Source organism: Marinobacter sp. (assembly GCF_040904845.1).
Lineage (GTDB): Bacteria > Pseudomonadota > Gammaproteobacteria > Pseudomonadales > Oleiphilaceae > Marinobacter.
The window spans coordinates 1-20,402 of sequence record NZ_JBBDSR010000092.1 but is presented as its reverse complement, the minus strand read 5'-3'; the positions used below and the strand labels follow the sequence as shown (position 1 = coordinate 20,402).

Annotated in this window: 17 protein-coding genes and 1 riboswitch; of the genes, 4 read left to right on the top strand and 13 right to left on the bottom strand. The window is 58.9% G+C overall.

The window, feature by feature from the left end; all coding sequences use genetic code 11:
- A partial coding sequence (locus tag WD429_RS11720) for a hypothetical protein (protein ID WP_368422357.1) occupies positions 1–198 on the top strand: 198 nt, incomplete at its 5' end.
- A gap of 380 nt (positions 199–578) precedes the next feature.
- Positions 579–1,382 carry a phage integrase N-terminal SAM-like domain-containing protein gene (locus WD429_RS11715; RefSeq protein WP_368422356.1) on the top strand — a complete coding sequence of 268 codons (804 nt, stop codon included), beginning with the start codon at positions 579–581 and terminating at the stop codon, positions 1,380–1,382.
- Positions 1,383–1,966: 584 nt separating this feature from the next.
- On the opposite strand, the gene WD429_RS11710 is transcribed toward WD429_RS11715, so the two are convergent.
- Positions 1,967–2,458, bottom strand: a complete 492-nt coding sequence (locus WD429_RS11710; RefSeq protein ID WP_368422355.1) for an RNA polymerase sigma factor — start codon at positions 2,456–2,458, stop codon at positions 1,967–1,969.
- 128 nt (positions 2,459–2,586) lie between these two features.
- Here WD429_RS11710 and WD429_RS11705 point away from each other — a divergent pair, with 128 nt between their 5' ends.
- On the top strand, positions 2,587–3,894 hold the full coding sequence (locus WD429_RS11705; protein WP_368422354.1) for a S8 family serine peptidase: 1,308 nt from the start codon (positions 2,587–2,589) through the stop codon (positions 3,892–3,894).
- 3 nt (positions 3,895–3,897) lie between these two features.
- Here WD429_RS11705 and WD429_RS11700 read toward each other — a convergent pair whose 3' ends face one another.
- The 4 genes from WD429_RS11700 to WD429_RS11685 all read right to left on the bottom strand — a co-directional run bounded on the left by WD429_RS11700 (position 3,898) and on the right by WD429_RS11685 (position 9,507).
- Positions 3,898–4,848 carry a surface lipoprotein assembly modifier gene (locus tag WD429_RS11700; protein WP_368422353.1) on the bottom strand — a complete coding sequence of 317 codons (951 nt, stop codon included), beginning with the start codon at positions 4,846–4,848 and terminating at the stop codon, positions 3,898–3,900.
- Positions 4,849–4,939: 91 nt separating this feature from the next.
- On the bottom strand, positions 4,940–5,443 hold the full coding sequence (locus WD429_RS11695) for a hypothetical protein (protein ID WP_368422352.1): 504 nt from the start codon (positions 5,441–5,443) through the stop codon (positions 4,940–4,942).
- Positions 5,444–5,545: 102 nt separating this feature from the next.
- The gene (locus WD429_RS11690) at positions 5,546–6,604 is read right to left on the bottom strand and encodes a ribonucleotide-diphosphate reductase subunit beta (protein ID WP_368422351.1); all 1,059 of its coding nucleotides are present in this window, start codon (positions 6,602–6,604) and stop codon (positions 5,546–5,548) included.
- A 137-nt stretch (positions 6,605–6,741) separates the two neighbouring features.
- The gene (locus tag WD429_RS11685) at positions 6,742–9,507 is read right to left on the bottom strand and encodes a ribonucleoside-diphosphate reductase subunit alpha (protein ID WP_368422350.1); all 2,766 of its coding nucleotides are present in this window, start codon (positions 9,505–9,507) and stop codon (positions 6,742–6,744) included.
- Positions 9,508–9,644: 137 nt separating this feature from the next.
- Positions 9,645–9,848: riboswitch (cobalamin riboswitch) on the bottom strand.
- A gap of 153 nt (positions 9,849–10,001) precedes the next feature.
- Between WD429_RS11685 and WD429_RS11680 the strand changes: the two genes are divergently transcribed.
- Entirely contained in the window at positions 10,002–10,673 is a 672-nt protein-coding gene (locus tag WD429_RS11680) for a DUF3047 domain-containing protein (protein ID WP_368422358.1), read from the top strand.
- 12 nt (positions 10,674–10,685) lie between these two features.
- On the opposite strand, the gene WD429_RS11675 is transcribed toward WD429_RS11680, so the two are convergent.
- From WD429_RS11675 to atpA, 8 genes are all read right to left on the bottom strand, one after another.
- A complete protein-coding gene (locus WD429_RS11675) occupies positions 10,686–11,501 on the bottom strand; it encodes a substrate-binding periplasmic protein (protein ID WP_368422349.1) in 816 nt (271 codons plus the stop codon).
- Between the two features lie 37 nt (positions 11,502–11,538).
- Positions 11,539–12,390, bottom strand: a complete 852-nt coding sequence (locus tag WD429_RS11670) for a universal stress protein (RefSeq protein WP_368422348.1) — start codon at positions 12,388–12,390, stop codon at positions 11,539–11,541.
- A gap of 241 nt (positions 12,391–12,631) precedes the next feature.
- On the bottom strand, positions 12,632–14,464 hold the full coding sequence (gene glmS / locus WD429_RS11665) for a glutamine--fructose-6-phosphate transaminase (isomerizing) (RefSeq protein WP_368422347.1): 1,833 nt from the start codon (positions 14,462–14,464) through the stop codon (positions 12,632–12,634).
- 43 nt (positions 14,465–14,507) lie between these two features.
- The gene (glmU, locus tag WD429_RS11660) at positions 14,508–15,875 is read right to left on the bottom strand and encodes a bifunctional UDP-N-acetylglucosamine diphosphorylase/glucosamine-1-phosphate N-acetyltransferase GlmU (protein ID WP_368422346.1); all 1,368 of its coding nucleotides are present in this window, start codon (positions 15,873–15,875) and stop codon (positions 14,508–14,510) included.
- Between the two features lie 166 nt (positions 15,876–16,041).
- Positions 16,042–16,464, bottom strand: coding sequence for a F0F1 ATP synthase subunit epsilon (locus WD429_RS11655; RefSeq protein ID WP_368422345.1), 423 nt, complete (start codon positions 16,462–16,464; stop codon positions 16,042–16,044).
- A 37-nt stretch (positions 16,465–16,501) separates the two neighbouring features.
- Positions 16,502–17,896: a F0F1 ATP synthase subunit beta gene (atpD, locus tag WD429_RS11650; protein ID WP_368422344.1), complete on the bottom strand. Its 1,395-nt coding sequence runs from the start codon at positions 17,894–17,896 to the stop codon at positions 16,502–16,504.
- A gap of 55 nt (positions 17,897–17,951) precedes the next feature.
- Positions 17,952–18,812 (bottom strand): F0F1 ATP synthase subunit gamma, encoded by an 861-nt coding sequence (atpG, locus tag WD429_RS11645; protein ID WP_368422343.1) that lies wholly within the window; start codon positions 18,810–18,812, stop codon positions 17,952–17,954.
- 64 nt (positions 18,813–18,876) lie between these two features.
- On the bottom strand, positions 18,877–20,402 hold a 1,526-nt coding region (atpA, locus tag WD429_RS11640; RefSeq protein WP_368422342.1), incomplete at its 5' end, for a F0F1 ATP synthase subunit alpha.

Below are 20,402 nucleotides of genomic sequence, written 5' to 3'. Positions count from 1 at the left end.
GCGATTTCGGGGTTTTTCTACAGCCTCAACGCTAGCGGTAACGGGCGCCGGAGCGAAGCGGAGGGAACCAGAACCCGCAAGGGTTATGGCGTCCGGTTGACCGCCTGGTTAAGGGCCGTTTACCCATTGTTTGATATTGGCACCCAATGCCGAATGCCCACTCCCGGTACTGTGTACCAACTCGACCCGTGGCGCTAGGAACCAGAGCACCACATGGGTGGGTTTGCCCGTAGGCTAAACCGGATGGCCCCGCGACCTTTGCACCGGATATTTACCAACACCGATGACAGACCAGAGGTTGTGTTTCTGCCGAGGCCAAACACTGAAGCCGGCCCCAAACACCGTACCCAAGAACACGAGAGCAAGGCCTTTAACAGTAACTAGACCGAATTCCCCAATATTGCAAAAACGCGACTTCTTCAATATTCCGCAAGAATGCCGAACGGGGCACCGGCCGATCCGTTTAAAACCAATACCCTATCTCACCTATTCACAGACCGCCATGGAATCATTTGACTTCTGCGAAACGCCCCCTCAATAATACTGTACATAAATACAGCTTTCAACGGAGCCGACCCATGGAAGGAAAAGAACCCAAGCTCAGAGATCAGGTGCGCGCGGTTGTTCGGGTTAATCACTACAGCATTCGCACTGAAAAAGCCTACTGGTACTGGATTCGTTTTTTCATTCGATATCACCAGATGAAGCATCCGAAAGACATGGGGCAGAAGGATGTTAAGGAGTTTCTGACCTGGTTGGCGGTCGAACGAAATGTCGCCATGGCGACTCAGGCCCAGGCCCTGAATGCGTTAGTTTTTCTCTACGGGAGCGTGCTGGGCCAGCCTTTAGGGGAAATTGAAGGCATTGTCCGCTCAAAGAAGCCACGAAAACTACCGGTGGTTTTAATCCACGATGAGGCCATTAGCGTTATTAACCGGCTTGGTCAGCCCGACCAGTTGATTGCGTCTTTGATGTATGGATCAGGGTTACGGGTCACGGAAGCTTGCCGCTTGCGCGTGAAAGACATTGATTTCAATCTTCAATTGATCGTCGTCCGGGATGGAAAAGGAGCAAAGGATCGCACCACCTTGCTACCGGCCTCGCTGGTCGAGCCGTTGCAAAGCAGGATTGCAGAGATTCGCCGTCGGTTTAAAGAAAAAGCGGATGGGTACGCTCACCCGGTCAGCATGCCCTATGCCCTATCACGCCAGTATCCTGGGGCAAAGCGGTCACTGGAATATGACTTACCGCCCGTCCCACTGCTGTTCAAGCAGGGCACGCTCCTCATCCGGCCCTACCGGTGCTCCGGCCATTATCCGGTCCAGGGTGTCGTCGAGTGCGCTTCCGCCACTGGCCGTCTGGTAGGTCTCCGATCCTGGTGACGGTTCTGCAATCAACCGCGCCACCGGCTCCCAGCTACCGCTTTCCTGGTGGCAGGCTATCTGCTCGTAGGCCGCCTCTTCGGTGTCCAGGCGGAACTGGCGGCACCATTCGCCGGACTGGTTGCGGAAAGTCAGCCTGGGGGTAAGAGTGGCGTTGCGCTCTAACTCATACACTTCGCCGCTTGGCTGGCTATCCAGCACCGAGGCGACTGCCGGCCATGCCGGTTCGCCGCTGGAGGGCAGGGCCATCCACTGCGCCAGCGCCACGCCCCCAATAACGGCAGCGGCAATGGCCTTCCCTGTATGTTCACGGACCCTGCGCCACCAGGGGAAGGTGATCACATTCCGGTCGAACGGCGCGGCATCAGAAGTTGTGGTTGCCTCAAGCATGCGGGTCACCGATTCAGGCATGGGGCGATCATCAATCCTGCCGTAGTGCGCCTGCAACTCCGCGTCCACTGACGCGAGTTCCGCCAGCCGGTCTGTGAGGCTTGGGTCTTCTGCCAGTTGATCCCGCACCGCTTCCATTTCCGCATCGGTCAGTTCGTTATCGAGAAAAGCCGAGAGGGTTTCATCGGTCATCTTCATGAATCGGTCCTCATGGTTACGGGAGTCAGGGCTTCACTCAGCGCCGCCCGGGCACGGGCCAGGCGGCTCATTACGGTGCCTTTGGGCACATCCAGAATCTCCGCCACGATTTTGTAGGGCATTCCCTGGATGGCCACCAGTGAGATGATCTGGCGTTGATCCTCCGGCAAAGCCGACATCGCTGCGTCTACCCGGTTCCACTCAATCTCTTTGGTGGCCTGGCGCTCGCCGTCCACCACCTGGCCGTCGGTGAGCTCCGGGTGTTCTGCGGCATCCCGGCGAACCTTTCTGGCCCGGCATTCGTCTATCCACACGTTACGACATACCCGGAACGCCCATTTGGTGAGGTCGACATCCTCCGGCACAGTCCTGGCCAGCAGCCGTTCCACCGTGTTCTGCAGCAGGTCATCAGCATCCGCCATGGACCCGGTCAGTGAATAGGCAAATCGGCGCAGTCTCGGTAAGATTTCGGTGATTTCCTGATGCATAATCGTCTTGTTCCAACGAGTGTTACCTGTGTAACGGGCCGGCAACCGGTTTATTCCATGAACGGAGGAATTTTTTTGCGACCAGGCCGTTATATCTTATGACACACACCAAACTCCGGACCGGTACGATGATACGTTTTTTTTCGCATCGCATGTTTCCCCTGCTTGCCCTCTGCTCACTGTCGGCACCCGCCCCGGCACTGGATCTGCCCGGCAGTGCGGCCAACCCCGTCACTCGCCAGGTGGAAAAGAAAGCCGAGCAAATGGTGGAACGAGCCATCGACAGACAGGTCGAGCAACAGGTCGCCAGTCTCAGGCAGCGGCTCGCAGACCTGCCGCGATCCCTGCCAATTCGCACTAGCCAAGGCCAGCCAGCATTCAATGATGTGGTTCTGGACGACGGCTTCCGGGCGGTACAGCGCCAATGGATGGTAACAGTCACCGACTCGGAAATCGCCAGCCTGGATCAGACGGGAATCACCATCGTCGATCGTCAGGAACTGACAAACCTGGGGATGACGGTGGTGCGGTTTACCGCTGCGGACAGGCTGGATTCCCGGGAAGCCCTGCAGCGTGCCTTGCCGGAACTGGCCGACCGGCTGGACCGGAACCACGTGTTTGCGCCACAGGCAGGATTATCGGCTTCGGGAACTGCGGTGCCCCGTTGGGGTAGTCTCTGCGAGGATCCGGTTCGGGTCGGCATGGTGGATACCGCCATCGACACCGGGCACCCGGTGTTGCGTAACGTGCAGATCGTCCAAGAGCGCTTTCTGGCACTGGCCAATAGCGACGGGAATCTCAGCGAGCCCCGAACCCACGGCACCGCTGTCGCCAGCCTTATGGTGGGTAGCCGTGAAGGGCAGTGGCCGGCCCGGCTGCCAGCCGCCACGGTGTTCAACGCTTCGGTCTTCTATAGCCGGGACGACAGCCTATCCGGGGCCACCCTTAACCATCTGTTGCAGGGGTTGAACTGGCTGGCGGATCAGGAGCTATCCGTCATCAATATCAGCCTGGCCGGTCCGGATAACCGCCTTCTGGCCAGCGCTGTGCGCAGTCTCAGACAACAGGGCATTGTGCTGGTGGCAGCGGTAGGCAACCAGGGGCCTTCGGCACCACCGCTTTATCCGGCGGCCTACCCGGAGGTGGTGGGAGTGACGGCAGTGGATGCCTTAGGTCAACTCTACCGGTGGGCCAATCAGGGGGAGCAGGTTTTGTTTGCGGGGCCGGGCGTATCCGTTCCGGTGGCTCATCCAGAGGGTGGTATGGTGACGGACAGTGGCACCTCCCTGGCTGCTCCAGTGGTTGCCGCCGCCCTCGCCTGCCAGCGTGTGGCTCATCCCCATGAGCGATCTATAGAGGCGCTGCTCGAACAGGTCCGGGATCTGGGAGAGCCGGGCCGCGATACACGCTTCGGTCACGGTCTGCTGGATCTGTGATCATCAGAAATCGGCCCTGAGGGTCGCTCCCACCACGGTCTTGTCGTAGTCTGCGGTATCGACATTAGAGCGGTAGTTGCCGTGGGACAGACTGGGCTCCACGCTGAAGAATTCACTGAGCCCCACCCGCCAGCGCGCTTCCAGAACCCACGCCCGGTCTGCACGTTGATTGGTGAACGTTTCGCTCTCCCTGCCGGTCAGCGGGTTGGTGAAGGTGGGCTCCGAGCCGCTGACGGCGGTCACTTCCTCGTACTCCCGGTCCTCATAACGCCAGCCCAGTCTCAACCGGTTCTCCTCGCCCGCCAGGGTGAACTTGTGCACCAGGGCCACTCGCACCCGCCACAGGTCATTGTCAAAGGCATCCGCTTCTGCATCTTCCTGATCGCCATCAAAACCCAGCAACAGGTGGCTCCCGGCCCGGTTGAAGAACCAGAAGGCATCCAGGCTGATGCCCTGGATATTCGCATCGCGGGCCTCGCTGTCTTCAAAATCCTTTCGCTTGTCCTGCAGGCTGGCCAGCAGGTAGACATGCTCTCCTACCAGGCTGCCGAGATACACGCTGGCACGCCGGTAATCGAGGAAGGAGTCAGAGCCCAGGGTGGCGTGGGAGTAGTGGTAGCTGCTGCCCAGGGTAATGGGGTCAAAGTCGTAGCTCAGGTCTGCGGAGAGCAGGTGGATATCCTGATCGAACTGGTCCTGGCTCTGGTATCGACTGCCCGACAGGGAATAGCCGAGCGTCAGGTTCAGGGCTTCGCCGGGGGTCAGTACCCCTTCCAGTCCCGTATCAAATATCCAGGCCTCATCGCTTTGATCAGACGAGCTGCTCAGTTCATCGACGGTGACATTGCTGTCGTGCTCGTAGCCGCCCTCAAGATAGCCATTCAACTGGGCGTTATCGCCGGCCTGGACCATCATTGGTGAAGCCACCAGGCCCAGTGCGAGAGGAACTGTCAAAATACGTGGAATCCGTTGCATACCGGCTCCTTGTTGACTGCCAAAGGAAGGCCGGGCACAGGGGCCCGGCCGTCTGCTGCAAAGTGTCTGGTTACAGGCCAGCGCCAGTGGACCCCTTGAGGGTGCCCTTCACGCTATTCTGCACTTCACCACGGACACTGTCAGAAACAGACGTTCCGATTTGCTGACGGGTTTCAGCACGAATCTCGGCGTTTCTCGTCTCATTCATGCGCTCCTTCGCCTGCAGCCGCACTTCGCCGGCCGCGTCAGAGGCACCCTGGGCGGAGGCATTCGCGGCGGCGCGCGCCTGGTTGGCGGTTTCAACACCCGCGCTGGTCGCCTGCTCGGCATTGCTGCGGGCCTCGGCACTGGCTTCTTTGCCCTGCTCGGAGGCCTCCTCGCGAACCGCCTCACCATTGGCATCACCCTGTGCACTGGCCGAGGCATTGCCCTGAGCGGAAACCTCATTGCCGTTGCTCGCTTGTGCACTCATACCGGCCTTGACCTCGGCGTTACCACTCGCAGAGCCTTTAGCAGCCAGCGCGCCGTTGGCAAGGATGGAACAGATCGCGATAGTCAGTAGTTGCTTTTTCATGGTTACGTCCTCTTGTGTTTACACGTTTTTGGGTGGCTTTCATTAGGAGGACGATCCAGCAAACAGTTTATTCCCTCAGGATTCCGATTTTTTTACCATGCGTCACCACTCCAGTTGCGCGCCGGTCTGATATTCAATCACCCGGGTTTCGAAGAAGTTCTTCTCCTTGCGCATGGTGGCCTGCTCGTCCAGCCAGGGCGACACGTTCTTCGCGCCCGGGAAAGGCTCTTCCAGGCCCACGGTTCTGGCGCGGCGGTTGGCCACGAAGCGGAACTGTTCGCTGTGGTATTCGGCGGAGTAGCCCAGCATCGGGTCGCGGAGAATGTAATTGGCGTAGGCGACTTCAGCGGCTTCGGATTCATCCCACATGTCCCGCACGGCCTTGGGGTCCAGGGTGATGTCTTCCTCCTCGAGGATCTGATTCACCACTTTCAGGCCAAAGGAGAAGTGCATGGCTTCGTCGCGCAGGATGTACTGCAACTGTTCGCCGGTACCGCGCATCAGGCCACGGCGTTGCAGGGCGAAGATGGGGCTGAAACCGTTGTAGAACCAGGTGCCCTCGAATACCGCCGCGAAGAACAGGTAAGACATGATGAATTCCTGCAGGTCGTCCCGGTTGCGCAGGTTCAGGTCGGAGCGCATGGCCGCATCCAAGCGGCGGTTGGCCATCTGGATTTTACCGTTGATGGCGGGCACCACGCGGTAGCGGTTGTAGATTTCGCTCTGGTCCAGGTTGAGGGTTTCGATGCAGTGCTGGTAGGCCCAGGTGTGCATGGCTTCCTCGTACACTTGCCGCGCCTGGTAGATCTGCAGTTCCGGGGCGCTCATTTTCTCCATCACCGCCAGGCCGATGTTGCGCATGGCGAGGATGTCGGAGGTGGTGAGGTACGCCAGCACGTTTTCGTACACGTGCTTTTCCGGTGCGGTCAGGCGGTGGTGGTAGTCGTGGACATCCTGGGCCATGTTGACGTCGAGCGGGGTCCAGTGGTTTCTGTTGGCGTTCATGAAGTACTCCCAGGCCCAGGGGTACTTGAAGGGTGCCAGTTGGTTGATGTCGGTCTCGCCGTTGATGACACGCTTGTCGTCAACGTTCACCGGGGCCGGGCCGTCGGGGGTGGCGGGCCGGTTTGTAGTTTCTGGTTCGTCGTCCCAGTTGAGCATTTTTACCTCATTAATCTGGTCATCGTAGGTCGAATTAGCGAAGCGTAATCCGACATTATTTGGTGAACGCTGGCTCGGTTGGCGGATTACGCTTCGCTAATCCGACCTACAGGGTGCGGCCTACGGTTATGAGTGAGTTACTGACAGGCTTCACAGTCGGGTTCGTCGATGCTGCAAACCTGGGGTTGCGGCGCGGCAACCGGCGCACTTTTCTCGGCACCGGTGGCACCCAGGGAGCGCAGGTAGTAGGTGGTTTTCAGGCCGCGCTCCCAGGCGAGCTGGTACAGCGCATCCAGTTTCTTGCCACTGGGCTCGGCCATATACAGGTTCAGGCTCTGGGCCTGGTCGAGCCATTTCTGGCGGCGTGAAGCGGCTTCCACCAGCCATCTCGGGTCAATTTCAAAGGCGGTGGCGTAACGGGCTTTCAGCTCGTTGGGAATGCGATCGATCTGCTGCACGCTGCCGTCGAAGTATTTCAGGTCGTTGACCATCACGTTGTCCCACAAGCCTTCGGCCTTGAGATCGCGCACAAGGGAGGGGTTCACCACGGTGAACTCGCCGGAGAGGTTCGATTTCACGAACAGGTTCTGGTACGTCGGTTCGATGGACTGCGACACGCCCACGATGTTGGAAATGGTGGCCGTCGGTGCAATGGCCATGACGTTGCTGTTGCGCATGCCGTTCTTGGCGATCAGCTCGCGCACCGGGGCCCAGTCCAGCCGGGTGTTGGTGTTCACGGAGAGGTCCCCTTCGCGCCGCGCGTCTTTCAGCAGGCTGATGGAGTCGATGGGCAGAATGCCCTGCTGCCACAGAGAACCGTCGTAGCTGTTGTAGGCACCGCGTGTACCGGCCAGGGTGGCAGAGGCGCGAAGGGCGAAGTAGCTGAGCTGTTCCATGGCCAGGTCGGCAAACTCCACCGCTTCCGGGCTGGTGTACGGCAGACCCAGTTGGTACAGGGCATCCTGAAAGCCCATCAGGCCCAAGCCGACCGGCCGATGCTGGAGGTTGGATTGCTTCGCCTGGGGTACGGCGTAGTAGTTGATGTCGATGACGTTATCGAGCATGCGCACGGCTATGGTCACGGTGCGCTCCAGGCGCTGCACGTCCAGTTCGCCGTTGGCAATGTGCGCCGCCAGATTCACCGAGCCCAGGTTGCACACCGCAATTTCATCGGCGTTGGTGTTCAGGGTAATTTCCGTGCACAGGTTGGAGCTGTGCACCACACCCCGGTGTTGCTGGGGCGAGCGCAGGTTGCAGGGGTCCTTGAAGGTGATCCAGGGGTGGCCGGTCTCGAACAGCACCGTCAGCATCTTGCGCCACAACTGCTTGGCGGGAATGGTTTTGAACAGGATGATCTTGCCTTCGGCGGCCAGCGCCTCGTAGTGCTCGTAGCGTTCGCGGAATTCGTTGCCGTACAGGTCGTGCAGGTCGGGCGCATCGCTGGGGGAGAACAGGGTCCAGTTGCGGTCTTCGCGCATGCGTTCGATCAGCAGGTCGGGCACCCAGTTGGCGGTGTTCATGTCGTGGGTGCGACGGCGCTCGTCGCCGGTGTTCTTGCGCAGCTCAAGAAATTCTTCGATGTCCAGGTGCCAGCTTTCCAGGTAGGCGCACACGGCTCCCTTGCGCTTGCCGCCCTGGTTCACCGCTACCGCGGTGTCGTTGACCACTTTCAGGAACGGTACCACGCCCTGACTCTGGCCGTTGGTGCCCTTGATGTGGGAGCCCAGCGCCCGCACCGGGGTCCAGTCGTTGCCCAGGCCGCCAGCCCATTTGGAGAGCATGGCGTTGTCGCGAATCGCGCCATAGATGTGTTCCAGATCGTCGCCAACCGTGGTCAGGTAACAGGACGAAAGCTGGGAATGGCGGGTACCGCTGTTGAACAGCGTTGGCGTGCTGGCCATGTAATCAAAAGATGACAACAGGTTGTAGAACTCTATGGCCCGTGCGTTGGGGTCATCCTCCCGCAGCGCCAGGCCCATGGCGACGCGCATAAAGAATACCTGGGGCAGTTCCAGGCGGGCCTGGTTCCAATGCAGGAAGTAGCGGTCGTACAGCGTCTGCAGGCCCAGGAAGCCGAATTGCAGGTCCTGTTCCGGTTTGATGGCCGCGCCCAGGCGCTCCAGGTCAAAGGCCGCCAAGGCGTCGTCGAGCAGTTCGTAGCGAATACCGGCTTCAATAAACGCACTCAGGGCCTGTGGGTAGATCTCTGACAACGGCTGGTTAAGCGGCAGGCCGAGCGCCGTGGCGTTTTCCATGCGCAGCTGTTCCAGCAACAGCCGGGCCGTGACAGCGCTGTAGTCCGGCTCCTGTTCGATGCGGCCGCGCGCGGTCATCACCAGCGCCGACAGCACGTCTTCCTCGGCAATGCCGTCGTAGAGATTGCGCAGCGCATTGTCCACCAGAGAGTCGCCATCAATGCCGTCCAGCCCGGCGGCGGCCTGCTCTACCTGCAGCTTCATCAGGCCCAGATCCAGCGGGACAACGCTGCCGTCGGCTTTTTTCACGGTCAGGTGCGGGTGGGCTTCCATGGGCTCGTCGACGGTGCGCTGACGGGCGTGATCTTCCCGATACAGCACATAGGCACGGGCCACTTTCTGCTCTTCGGCGCGCATCAACGCCAGTTCCACCTGGTCCTGAATGTCTTCAATATGAACCTTGCCGCCGGCTTTCAGGCGGCGGCTGATGGCGTGGATAACCTGTTCGGTTACCCGGTGCACGGCATCGTTGATGCGAGCCGAGCCGGCGGCCTGGTCGCCTTCCACGGCGAGGAAGGCTTTGGTGACGGCGACACTGATCTTGGACGGATTGAATCCAACCAGGGTGCCGTTGCGTTTAATAACCTGAAGGGATTCGGTTTGGCCTGGGGAGGCAGGCCGGGCTTCAGCCAGAGCAGAGCTGGACATGTCGGTTCTCCTGAATACGCGTGGTTTTCCTGTCCTTCGCGTTGTCAGAGAATCGGGTGGCTGCACCGTGGGTTGCACCTGGGTCGGATTACGCTTGCGCTAATCCGACCTACGATTCTGCTCACCTTGTACGCGAAGGTGCAGTTGTTTTCCCTGGCAGGTCTTCGGACTCAGGGGCGTGAACCTTTCGGTTCGGCCTTGCGTGGCGACTTCCCGGCTTGCGCCAGTGTCTCGATGCCACGCTCGTTCCCCAATACCGCTGCGCGTCAGTTCCGGAGTTTCACCGGATTCCCGTACCCTAGAGTGCTTACAAAATAAACACTATATCTGGTACTTAACCAAGGATAGGAACACTATATACGCCAAGTGCAACGCTAACAAGGCACGCTTTATCATTCCCTGCGGGTCACCCTCGCAGGCCCTATTTGCCCAACGCGGAGGCAAACATGCACTCGAGCAAGTCACCCAGGGCACTGGTTCTGGCAACGACCCTGATGGCCGCTGGGGCGGCCGTTGCCGACACGGCTATCACGCCATTTTCAAACATCAACAATCTGAACGACGGCTGGGAACCGCTGGAGTTTCCGAACATTGATCGCCACACCCGCTACCGCCTGGTGGAAGAAGAGGGCATTCAAGTCATCGAAGCCCGCACCGACAACAGCGCCTCGGGCCTGATCGCCCGCCTGGATGTGGACCCCGGCGAATCACTGATCCTGCGATGGCGCTGGAAGGTGTCCAACACCTTTGAAAAAGGCAATGCCCGCAACAAATCCGGCGATGATTATCCCGCACGGATCTACGTGGCGTTCGAGTTCGAAGCGGACAAGGCGAGCTGGTTCGAGCGCGCCAAACGCAAAACCGTGGAAGCGGTGTTTGGTGAAGAGCTGCCGGGCAACGCCATCAATTACATCTGGGCCAACCGGCTTGCCGCAGGCGACACCGTGGCCAACCCCTATTCAGACGAAACCATGATGATCGCGGTCACCTCCGGTGATGACCAGGCCGGGGAATGGGTAACGGTGGAACGGGATATCGTTGCGGATTACCGGGCCGCGTTCGGGGACAGTCCCCCGCGGATTCGGGGCGTGGCCATCATGTCCGATTCCGACAACACCGGGGAGTCGGCCACCGCCTGGTATGGCGATCTGGAATTGCGCCCCTGAGTCACTCCAGCATCACTCCCGCCGTTCGGCGGGCAAGCCGGGGATGACAAAGCCGTCGTGAAGCTCCCGCGCCGGTGGCACCTCACCGCGTTCCACCAGCCGCAAATAGGCGTCATCAAACTCATCCCGCAGGAGGCTGGCGCGGGGGTTGGCGAGGGAGAACAGCCAGGCGCAGTTGCGGGTACGGACCTCGGAGTCCCTGAGAACATGGTCTGAAGGCTGGGTCAGTATTTCCTCCACCGGCTGCAGATAATCCAGCAGGTAATCACCTCGTTTGCGTTTCAGCATATCAACGCCTGAACGGTGATTCGGGGCTTCGGTGATCTGGATATCGCTCAGTTCTCCCATAGCCTTCCGCAGCCCGCCATAGGTATAGCCGCCAATGACAATCAGCCTCTTTCCCCTGAGGTCGTCAAAGTGGGTCAGCGGTGCGGTGCCTTCCACATACCAGGCGCTGAGCTGCACCGGTATCGGGCTGACCCAGCTCTCCAGCACATCATCACGCAGGGAGGGAATATCGGTCAGCCCCGGCCAGACATCGACGGTGCCGTTTTTCAGGTAGAGGTAAATCCGGCCTACCGGAAGGTAAATGAACTCTGCGCGGTAGCCCGCTTCCTCAACCACCTTACGGGTGAGTTCAATATACTGGCCAGCAGGCTCGCCGTCGGCGTTGCGGTATTCGATGGGCGGAAATTCCGTATACGCCACCCGCAAAACGGGGCGGGTTTCTTCCTGCGCCCGAGCCCCGCCAACAAACAACAAAACGGCCACCGCCACTGCAAACCACAGAACCGTGCCGTCACCCAACCGGTGCCACTCTGTGCTCATAAACCACCAGCTTTATTGTCGTGGTATTGGTTACATCTTAGCGCAAAATCACCAACGGTTTCTCAGCGGTGGTGAGCATGTTGGTGGTGGTGCTGCCCACCAGGAACTGGCGGATGCGTGAGTGGCCATAGGCACCCATCACCAGCAGGTCAATGTCGTGCTCTTGCTGGTAAGCATGCAGGGTTTTTTCCACATCGCCGGCACGAATGGCCAGGTGTACGTCGCAGCCCAGCTCCGCCAGCAGGCGCTCGGCTGTTTTTAACTGCTCCCAGCGATCACTGGTGTCCGGGCCAATCATCACCAGGTGCAAAGCAAAGCCTCGAAACACCGGGCTGTTAGCCAGCAGTTCAATCCCTTTGAACGCCGTCGCGGAGCCATCGAACGCCAGCATCGCGCTGCGCGGTTCTGCGTACTCATCCGGCACCAGCATGATCGGGCGGTGCACACTGCGGATAACCGTTTCCAACTGGCTGCCGATGTGCACATCGCGGTCGGTGCTGGTTTCGCCGTGCAGCCCCATCACCAGCAACCGGGTGTCTGCCTCGATCGTGAGCAGCGAATCGGTCAGGTCACCATGGCGCTGACGTTTGATCACATCCTTCACATCCAGAGACGTTACCCGTTGCTCAGCCGCATTGAGCATGTGGTGGCCTTGCTCCAGGGCCAGCTTGCTGCGCTTCTGGTCCAGTTCCGCCAGCTCCTCCATCAAGTGTTCCCGGCTGCCCAGACCAATGTTACCGGCCAGGTCGGCCTCCGCCGGGTATTGCACGTCATCCAGAACGTGAAACAGAGTCAGTGGCGCATCCATCCGCTGGCAGGCCCACGCCGCATAATCACAAACCGCCAAAGCCGTTTTGGAACCATCAATACATCCTACGACACGGGTCATCGTTACCTCGATACTTTAGACAGAATGACAGACAGAGTATTAAACAGAATAAACAGTCATATCAGTGGCCTCTCGGCAGGTCAACCGCATTAGGTTTGAGATGAGCACCAACGCTTTCAGCACGAGGTGCCAGGTATCAGGAAGGGTTCTATCAATGGCTGAGCGCCAGACATGACGTTTCGATGCAGAAGACACAGCTATCAAAGGGTCCACGCATCGGAAACGTAAGGTGCCACGCCTCTCACTCCACCGTCACACTCTTCGCCAGATTGCGCGGCTGATCCACGTCCGTGCCCTTCAGCACGGCCACGTGGTAGGACAGCAGCTGCAGCGGGATGGTGTAGACGATGGGTGCAGTGATTGGGTGGACGGACGGAATCTGCATGACATGTATGCCATCCTGGGGCTTCACGTCAGCAGCTTTGTCGGCGAACACGAACAGTTCACCGCCGCGGGCGCGGACTTCTTCCAGGTTGGACTTCAGTTTTTCCACCAGGTCGTTGTTGGGCGCAACAGTAACCACTGGCATTTCACTGTCCACCAGCGCCAGCGGGCCGTGTTTGAGCTCGCCGGCCGGGTAGGCTTCGGCGTGAATATAGGAAATTTCCTTCAGCTTCAGCGCGCCCTCAAGGGCCACCGGAAACTGTGACCCACGGCCGAGAAACAGGCTGTGGTGTTTGTCCATAAAGGCTTTCGACATTTCGGCGATTTCGCTGTCCAGGGCCAGAACATCGCTGACCTGCCCGGGTAACCGGTGGAGCGCTTCCACAATCTCTGCTTCGGTATCGTCTGCCAGGCCATTATGCCGGGCCAGGGCCAGGGTAAAGATCAGCAGGGCAGTCAATTGAGTGGTGAAGGCCTTGGTGGACGCCACGCCAATCTCCGGGCCGGCCTGGGTCATGATCACCAGATCCGATTCCCGCACCAGGGAACTGCCGGGTACGTTACAGATCGCCAGCGCCGCACGGAAACCCGCCTTTTTGGCCTGTCGCAGCGCCGCCAGGGTATCGGCGGTTTCACCGGATTGTGAGATACACAGGAACAGCGTGTCCGGTTGAATGACGTGTTTGCGATAACGGAACTCGGACGCCACCTCCACGGAGCAGGGCACGCCGGCCAACTCCTCAATCCAGTAACGGGCCACCATGCCAGCGTGATAACTGGTACCACAGGCAATGATCTGAACGTGGCGGACGTTCTCCAGCAGTTTCTCGGCGGAGGTGCCCAGTGCCTGTTCCAGCACGCGGTTCTGGGTCAGCCGACCTTCCATCGTGGCTTTGATGACTTTGGGTTGCTCGTAGATTTCCTTGAGCATGAAGTGGCGATATTCGCCTTTATCGGCGGAATCCGCACCGTGTTCGAAGCGGGTCACCGGGCGTTCCACCGGGCTGCCCTCGCGGTTATGGATGGTGACCTGATCCCGGCGGATGTCGGCAATATCGCCTTCTTCGAGGAACATGAAGCGGTCGGTCACCGGCAGCAATGCCAATTGATCAGACGCGATAAAGTTCTCGCCAATACCGACGCCGATCACCAGCGGGCTGCCTTCGCGGCAAACGATCAGATGATCGGGTTCATCGGCGTGAACCACGCCCAGAGCATAGGCACCTCGCAAATGGCTGATCGCCGAGCGAACGGCCGCAAGCAGACTGCCCTGCCCGCGGTAATGTTTTTCGATCAGGTGGGCGACAACTTCGGTATCGGTCTGTGAAGTGAACTCATACCCTTCGGCCCTGAGTTCTTCGCGCATTTCCTGGTAATTTTCGATGATGCCGTTGTGCACAATTGCCAGACGATCCCCCGACATATGGGGATGGGCATTCAGCCGGGACGGCTCGCCATGAGTCGCCCAACGGGTGTGGGCAATGCCCAGGGTGCCCTCAAGGGCTTTGTGACCGATGGCATCGGCCAGTGCAGCTACCTTGCCCAGTTCCCGGGCGCGCTGCACGGTGTTGCTGCCATCAATCACCGCCATGCCGGCGGAGTCATACCCCCGGTATTCGAGCCGGCGCAGCCCCTCCAGAAGAATGCCCTGAACCTCACGTTCTGATACTGCACCTACAATGCCACACATGGTTAAATCACCTGTCAGAAAATTCGCTGTGTTACTGGAGGGTTCAGGGCTTTTTAACCGGCCTGTCCCAATCCGCAATATTACGTTGCCGGCCCCGGGCCACGGCCAGTTCGCGATCGGATACATCCCGGGTAATGGTGGAACCGGCACCAATAGTTGCGCCCTCGGCGAGGGTTACCGGGGCCACCAGAGAGGTGTTCGAGCCGACAAAAACGCCATCGCCAATGACCGTCTGGTGTTTATTCACACCATCATAGTTGCAGGTGATGGTGCCTGCACCCACATTCACATTACGGCCCAGTGAGGCATCGCCCACGTAGCTCAGGTGATTGATCTTGCTGCCCTCACCCACCACCGCTTTCTTGGTTTCGACGAAGTTGCCCACTTTGGTGTCAGCGGCCAGCCGTGTGCCCGGTCTTAACCTCGCAAAGGGCCCGATCTGAGCGCAGCTGCCGATGTCTGCGCCTTCGATGACCGAGTGTGCCTTGATGTCCGCGCCGGCGGCGATTTTCGCATCGCGGATCACACAACCCGGGCCGATGGACACGCCGTCGCCCAGTTCCACGTCGCCCTCGAAGACCACGTTCACATCGATCAAGATATCGTTGCCGATGGTCAGATTGCCACGGACGTCGACCCGGGCGGGGTCCGCCAGGGTCGCACCTTCGGTCATCAGCCGGTCCGCTTCGCGGCGCTGATACCAGCGCTCCAGTTCGGCAAGCTGAAGACGGTTGTTGACGCCCTGCACCTCAAAGGCATTGGCAGGCTGTGACACCGACACCTGCATGCCATGGTCCACGGCCATCGCAATAATGTCCGTCAGATAATACTCGCCCTGGGCGTTGCGGTTTGACAGCTGTGGCAGCCACGCCTTCAGGCGGCGGGCCGATACCGCGAGAATGCCGGTATTCACCTCACGGATCTGAAGCTGGCTGGCGCTGGCGTCCTTCTGTTCGACAATGGCTGTTACCTTGCCTTCGTCATCACGCAGTATCCTGCCGTATCCCTGGGGATCATCCAGCGTTACCGTTAACAGACCGAGCGTGTCGTTATTGATGGTCGATACCAGCGCCTCGAGGGTGGCGGCACTGGTCAGCGGTACGTCGCCGTACAGCACCAGCACTCGCGCATCATCCGGCAGGTCTGGCAGGGCCTGGTCGACGGCATGGCCGGTACCCAGCTGTTCCTGTTGCAGTACCCAGTTAACCGGCTGGTTGGCGGTCGCGGCCTTCACCTGCTCAGCACCGTGGCCAATCACCGCATGAATCTGCGCGGCACCAAGCTGGCGGGCCGTGGCAATTACATGGTGGAGCATGGGCCGGCCGGCCACGGCATGCAGAACCTTGGGCAGGGCGGATTTCATCCTCGATCCCTGGCCAGCAGCCAGAATAACGACGTGTAGCGGACTCATAACGACAGACCCCCGGGAAATAGTCGGGTTGTTAAAGCATAAACGAAAAAACCGCCTCCCTGACGAATGACAAGGTTACCTCAGAACCAACCGATTCAAAGGAGACCCTGCCATCCGCATCAGGATGCGGCTTCAGATCAGACGAACCCGAAACTGGCAATCGCGCTTAGCGAACGTTTTTGCGCAGTTTCTGGATCGTGCGCAACTGAGCGGCGGCTTCCGCCAACTCGGATGCGGCACGGGAGTATTCGAATTCGCCCGTTTTGTTTGCCAGTGCCTTCTCGGCTGCACGCTGGGCTTCCAGTGCCGCTGCTTCGTCCACATCCTTCGCGCGAACTGCCGTGTCAGCCATCAGGGTGACGATGTTCGGTTGTACTTCCAGGTAACCCCCGGACACGTACAGAATCTCCTCACTGCCACCCTGCTTGATGATCCTCACGGAGCCAGGCTTGAGTTCCGTCAGCAGGGGCGCATGCCCCAGCTGAATACCCAGCTCGCCCTCGGTACCGGTAGCGATCAGCATCTCTACCAGACCGGAGTAGATCTTCTCTTCGGCACTTACGACGTCACAATGTACGGTCATAGCCATTTCTTACGCCTCTTGGGTCAGAAAGTGAAGAAAAGGATTACTTCCCTTCCTTCGCCTTCATTGCCTTAGCTTTCTCAATCGCTTCCTCGATGCCGCCGCACATATAAAACGCCTGCTCGGGCATGTCGTCGTAATCGCCGTTGAGGATACCCTCGAAGCTGGCGATGGTCTCTTTCAGAGACACGTACTTACCGGGGGAGCCGGTGAATACTTCAGCAACGTGGAATGGCTGAGACAGGAAGCGCTCGATCTTACGGGCGCGGGACACAGTCTGCTTATCCTCTTCGGACAGTTCATCCATACCGAGGATCGCGATGATGTCCTTCAGTTCCTTGTAACGCTGCAGAACGTTCTGAACACCACGGGCAACGTTGTAGTGCTGGTCGCCGATGGTCAGCGGGTCAAGCTGGCGTGAGGTGGAGTCGAGCGGATCGATCGCCGGGTAGATACCCTTGGAGGCGATGTCACGGCTCAGTACCACGGTGGCGTCCAGGTGCGAGAAGGTGGTTGCCGGAGACGGGTCAGTCAAGTCATCCGCCGGTACATAGACCGCCTGAATGGACGTGATGGAGCCATCCTTGGTGGAGGTAATACGCTCCTGAAGCTCACCCATTTCCTGGGCCAGAGTCGGCTGATAACCTACTGCGGAAGGCATACGGCCCAGCAGTGCGGATACCTCGGTACCGGCCAGGGTGTAACGGTAGATGTTGTCCACGAACAACAGTACGTCACGGCCTTCGTCACGGAACTTCTCGGCCATGGTCAGGCCAGTCAGCGCCACACGCAGACGGTTGCCCGGGGGCTCGTTCATCTGCCCGTAGACCATCGCTACTTTATCGAGGACGTTGGAGTCCTTCATTTCGTAGTAGAAGTCGTTACCTTCACGGGTCCGCTCACCCACACCGGCGAATACCGACAGGCCGGAGTGCTCTTTGGCGATGTTGTTGATCAGTTCCATCATGTTGACGGTCTTGCCAACACCGGCACCACCGAACAGGCCCACTTTACCGCCCTTGGCGAACGGGCAGATCAGGTCGATAACCTTGATGCCGGTTTCCAGCAAGTCGGCAGACGCCGCCTGGTCAGCATAGCCCGGCGCTTTGCGGTGGATGCCCCAACGCTCTTCTTCGCCGATCTCGCCCTGTTCGTCGATGGGACGACCCAGAACGTCCATGATACGGCCAAGCGTCTTGGTACCCACCGGTACGGAAATCGGCTTGCCAGTGTTATCTGCTTTCAGGCCACGTTTGAGGCCTTCGGTGCTGCCCATGGCGATGGTACGTACAATGCCGTCACCCAGCTGCTGCTGGACTTCCAGAGTTGTCTCACCACCTTCAAGCAGCAGTGCGTCATAAACGCCAGGAACGGCGTCACGTGGAAATTCCACGTCGATAACCGCGCCTATGATCTGAACGATGTGTCCGCTACTCATGCTCGGTTCCTCGTTATCTTGATAGTCAATAAAACCAGTAGGATTGTGAGCCGGGTCAGACCGAAGCCGCGCCGCTGACAATCTCCGAAATTTCTTGCGTAATGGCTGCCTGACGGGCCTTGTTGTAGACCAACTGAAGATCGTCAATGATGCTGCCCGCGTTATCTGTCGCGCTCTTCATGGCAATCATCCGCGCAGCCTGCTCGCAGGCCAGATTTTCCACCACTCCCTGATAAACCTGGGACTCAATGTAACGTGGCAGAAGCCCATTCAGAATGGGTCGTGCATCGGGCTCGTAGATGTAATCCCACTGGTGACCGATCTCATCGTCTTCACTTTCAGGCAGTGGCAGAAGCTGCTCAACCTTTGGCGCCTGAGTCATGGTATTCACGAACTCGTTGCTGACCAGGTACAGGCGATCGATCTTGCCTTCCTCGAAGGAGTCCAGCATAACCTTGACGTTACCGACCAATTTTTCAGCACTCGGGTTGTCCCCTAGGTGCGTCAACGCGGCAACCACATTTCCCCCATAACTGCGGAAAAATGAAGCACCCTTTTGCCCCACAGCGCAGAGGTCCGTTTCAACACCTTTGCCTTTCCATTCACGCATTTCGCGAACCAGGGCCTTGAACAGGTTAGTGTTCAGGCCGCCACAAAGGCCGCGATCTGAGGACACTACAATAAAGCCTACCCGCTTGACCTCACGCTCCTGCATGAACGGATGCCGGTAATCCTGGTTTGCCTTGGCAATATGCCCGATCACCTGGCGCATCCGGGAAGCGTAGGGGCGGGTGGCCCGCATACGCTCCTGAGCTTTACGCATTTTACTCGCCGCGACCATTTCCATGGCACTGGTGATCTTCTGCGTGCTCTTGATGCTTCCGATCTGGTTACGTATTTCTTTTCCGACGGCCATAAGTCACTGCCTTTTCAAGTTAGACACTCATGTGGACACGGGCCCGCCGCGGCGGGCCTCGGGCTTACCAGCTTTGAGTGGTCTTGAATTTCTCCAGAGCAGCTTTCAGGCCGGCGGCAATATCGTCGTCGAACTTGCCTTCTGAGCCGATCTTGTCGAGCAGGTCTTTCTGTTCGGCGCGCATCCAATCGATCAGCTGCGCTTCGAACTTAACCACTGCGTTGACCTCGACATCATCCAGGAAGCCTTCGTTAGCTGCGAACAGTACGGTACCCATTTCCGCAACGGTCATCGGGCTGTACTGGTTCTGCTTCATTAGCTCGGTCACTCGCTGACCATGCTCAAGCTGCTTCCGGGTGGCTTCGTCCAGATCCGATGCGAACTGGGCAAACGCTGCCAGTTCACGATACTGGGCGAGGGCCAGACGGATGTTGCCGCCGAGCTTCTTCATGATCTTGGTCTGAGCTGAACCACCGACCCGGGAAACCGAGATACCAGCGTTCATCGCCGGACGGATACCGGAGTTGAACAGGTTGGTTTCCAGGAAGATCTGACCGTCGGTGATGGAAATCACGTTGGTCGGAACGAATGCGGAAACGTCACCAGCCTGGGTTTCGATGATCGGCAGCGCGGTCAATGACCCTGTCTTACCTTTCACTTCCCCGTTGGTCAGCTTTTCAACTTCCTCAGCGTGGATCCGGGAAGCGCGCTCCAGCAGACGGGAGTGCAGGTAGAAAACGTCACCCGGGAAGGCTTCACGGCCCGGCGGACGACGCAGCAGCAGGGAAATCTGACGGTAAGCGACAGCCTGCTTGGACAGATCATCATAAATGATCAGGGCATTTTCGCCGCGGTCACGGAAGTACTCACCCATGGAGGTACCGGAGTAGGGTGCAAGGAACTGCATCGCGGCCGGGTCGGCAGCGCCGGCGGCAACCACAATGGTGTGATCCATGGCATCGTGCTCTTCCAGCTTACGCACAACCGCTGCGATGGAAGACTGCTTCTGACCAATGGCAACGTAGATACACTTGATGCCAGTGTTCTTCTGGTTGATGATCGCATCGATCGCCACCGCGGTCTTACCGATCTGACGGTCACCGATGATCAGCTCACGCTGACCACGACCGATCGGAACCATGGTGTCGATCGCTTTCAGACCGGTCTGTACCGGTTCATCAACGGATTGACGAGCGATAACACCCGGAGCAACCTTCTCGACCGGCGCGGTCAGGGACGTGCCCAGATCACCCTTGCCATCAACCGGGTTACCCAGACCGTCAACCACACGGCCCATCAGCTCCGGACCTACCGGAACTTCCAGGATGCGGCCGGTACAACGAACTTTCTGGCCTTCGGCCAGATCTTCGTAGTCACCCAGCACAACCGCACCAACGGAATCACGCTCCAGGTTCAGCGCCATACCGAAAGTGCCGTTGGCAAATTCAATCATCTCGCCGTACATAACGTCGGCAAGACCGTGGATCAGTACGATACCGTCAGAAACGGAGAGAATCGTACCTTCATTCTTAGCATCGGAAGAGATATCGAGTTTCTCGATTCTCTTCTTGATGATGTCACTGATCTCGG

Bases quoted from the DNA above. Each gene is read 5' to 3' on its own strand.
- WD429_RS11715 (WP_368422356.1), top strand. From the start codon at position 579: ATGGAAGGAAAAGAACCCAAGCTCAGAGATCAGGTGCGCGCGGTTGTT.
- WD429_RS11710 (WP_368422355.1), bottom strand. From the start codon at position 2,458: ATGCATCAGGAAATCACCGAAATCTTACCGAGACTGCGCCGATTTGCC.
- WD429_RS11705 (WP_368422354.1), top strand. From the start codon at position 2,587: ATGATACGTTTTTTTTCGCATCGCATGTTTCCCCTGCTTGCCCTCTGC.
- WD429_RS11695 (WP_368422352.1), bottom strand. From the start codon at position 5,443: ATGAAAAAGCAACTACTGACTATCGCGATCTGTTCCATCCTTGCCAAC.
- WD429_RS11690 (WP_368422351.1), bottom strand. From the start codon at position 6,604: ATGCTCAACTGGGACGACGAACCAGAAACTACAAACCGGCCCGCCACC.
- WD429_RS11685 (WP_368422350.1), bottom strand. From the start codon at position 9,507: ATGTCCAGCTCTGCTCTGGCTGAAGCCCGGCCTGCCTCCCCAGGCCAA.
- WD429_RS11680 (WP_368422358.1), top strand. From the start codon at position 10,002: ATGGCCGCTGGGGCGGCCGTTGCCGACACGGCTATCACGCCATTTTCA.
- WD429_RS11675 (WP_368422349.1), bottom strand. From the start codon at position 11,501: ATGAGCACAGAGTGGCACCGGTTGGGTGACGGCACGGTTCTGTGGTTT.
- WD429_RS11670 (WP_368422348.1), bottom strand. From the start codon at position 12,390: ATGACCCGTGTCGTAGGATGTATTGATGGTTCCAAAACGGCTTTGGCG.
- glmS (WP_368422347.1), bottom strand. From the start codon at position 14,464: ATGTGTGGCATTGTAGGTGCAGTATCAGAACGTGAGGTTCAGGGCATT.
- glmU (WP_368422346.1), bottom strand. From the start codon at position 15,875: ATGAGTCCGCTACACGTCGTTATTCTGGCTGCTGGCCAGGGATCGAGG.
- WD429_RS11655 (WP_368422345.1), bottom strand. From the start codon at position 16,464: ATGGCTATGACCGTACATTGTGACGTCGTAAGTGCCGAAGAGAAGATC.
- atpD (WP_368422344.1), bottom strand. From the start codon at position 17,896: ATGAGTAGCGGACACATCGTTCAGATCATAGGCGCGGTTATCGACGTG.
- atpG (WP_368422343.1), bottom strand. From the start codon at position 18,812: ATGGCCGTCGGAAAAGAAATACGTAACCAGATCGGAAGCATCAAGAGC.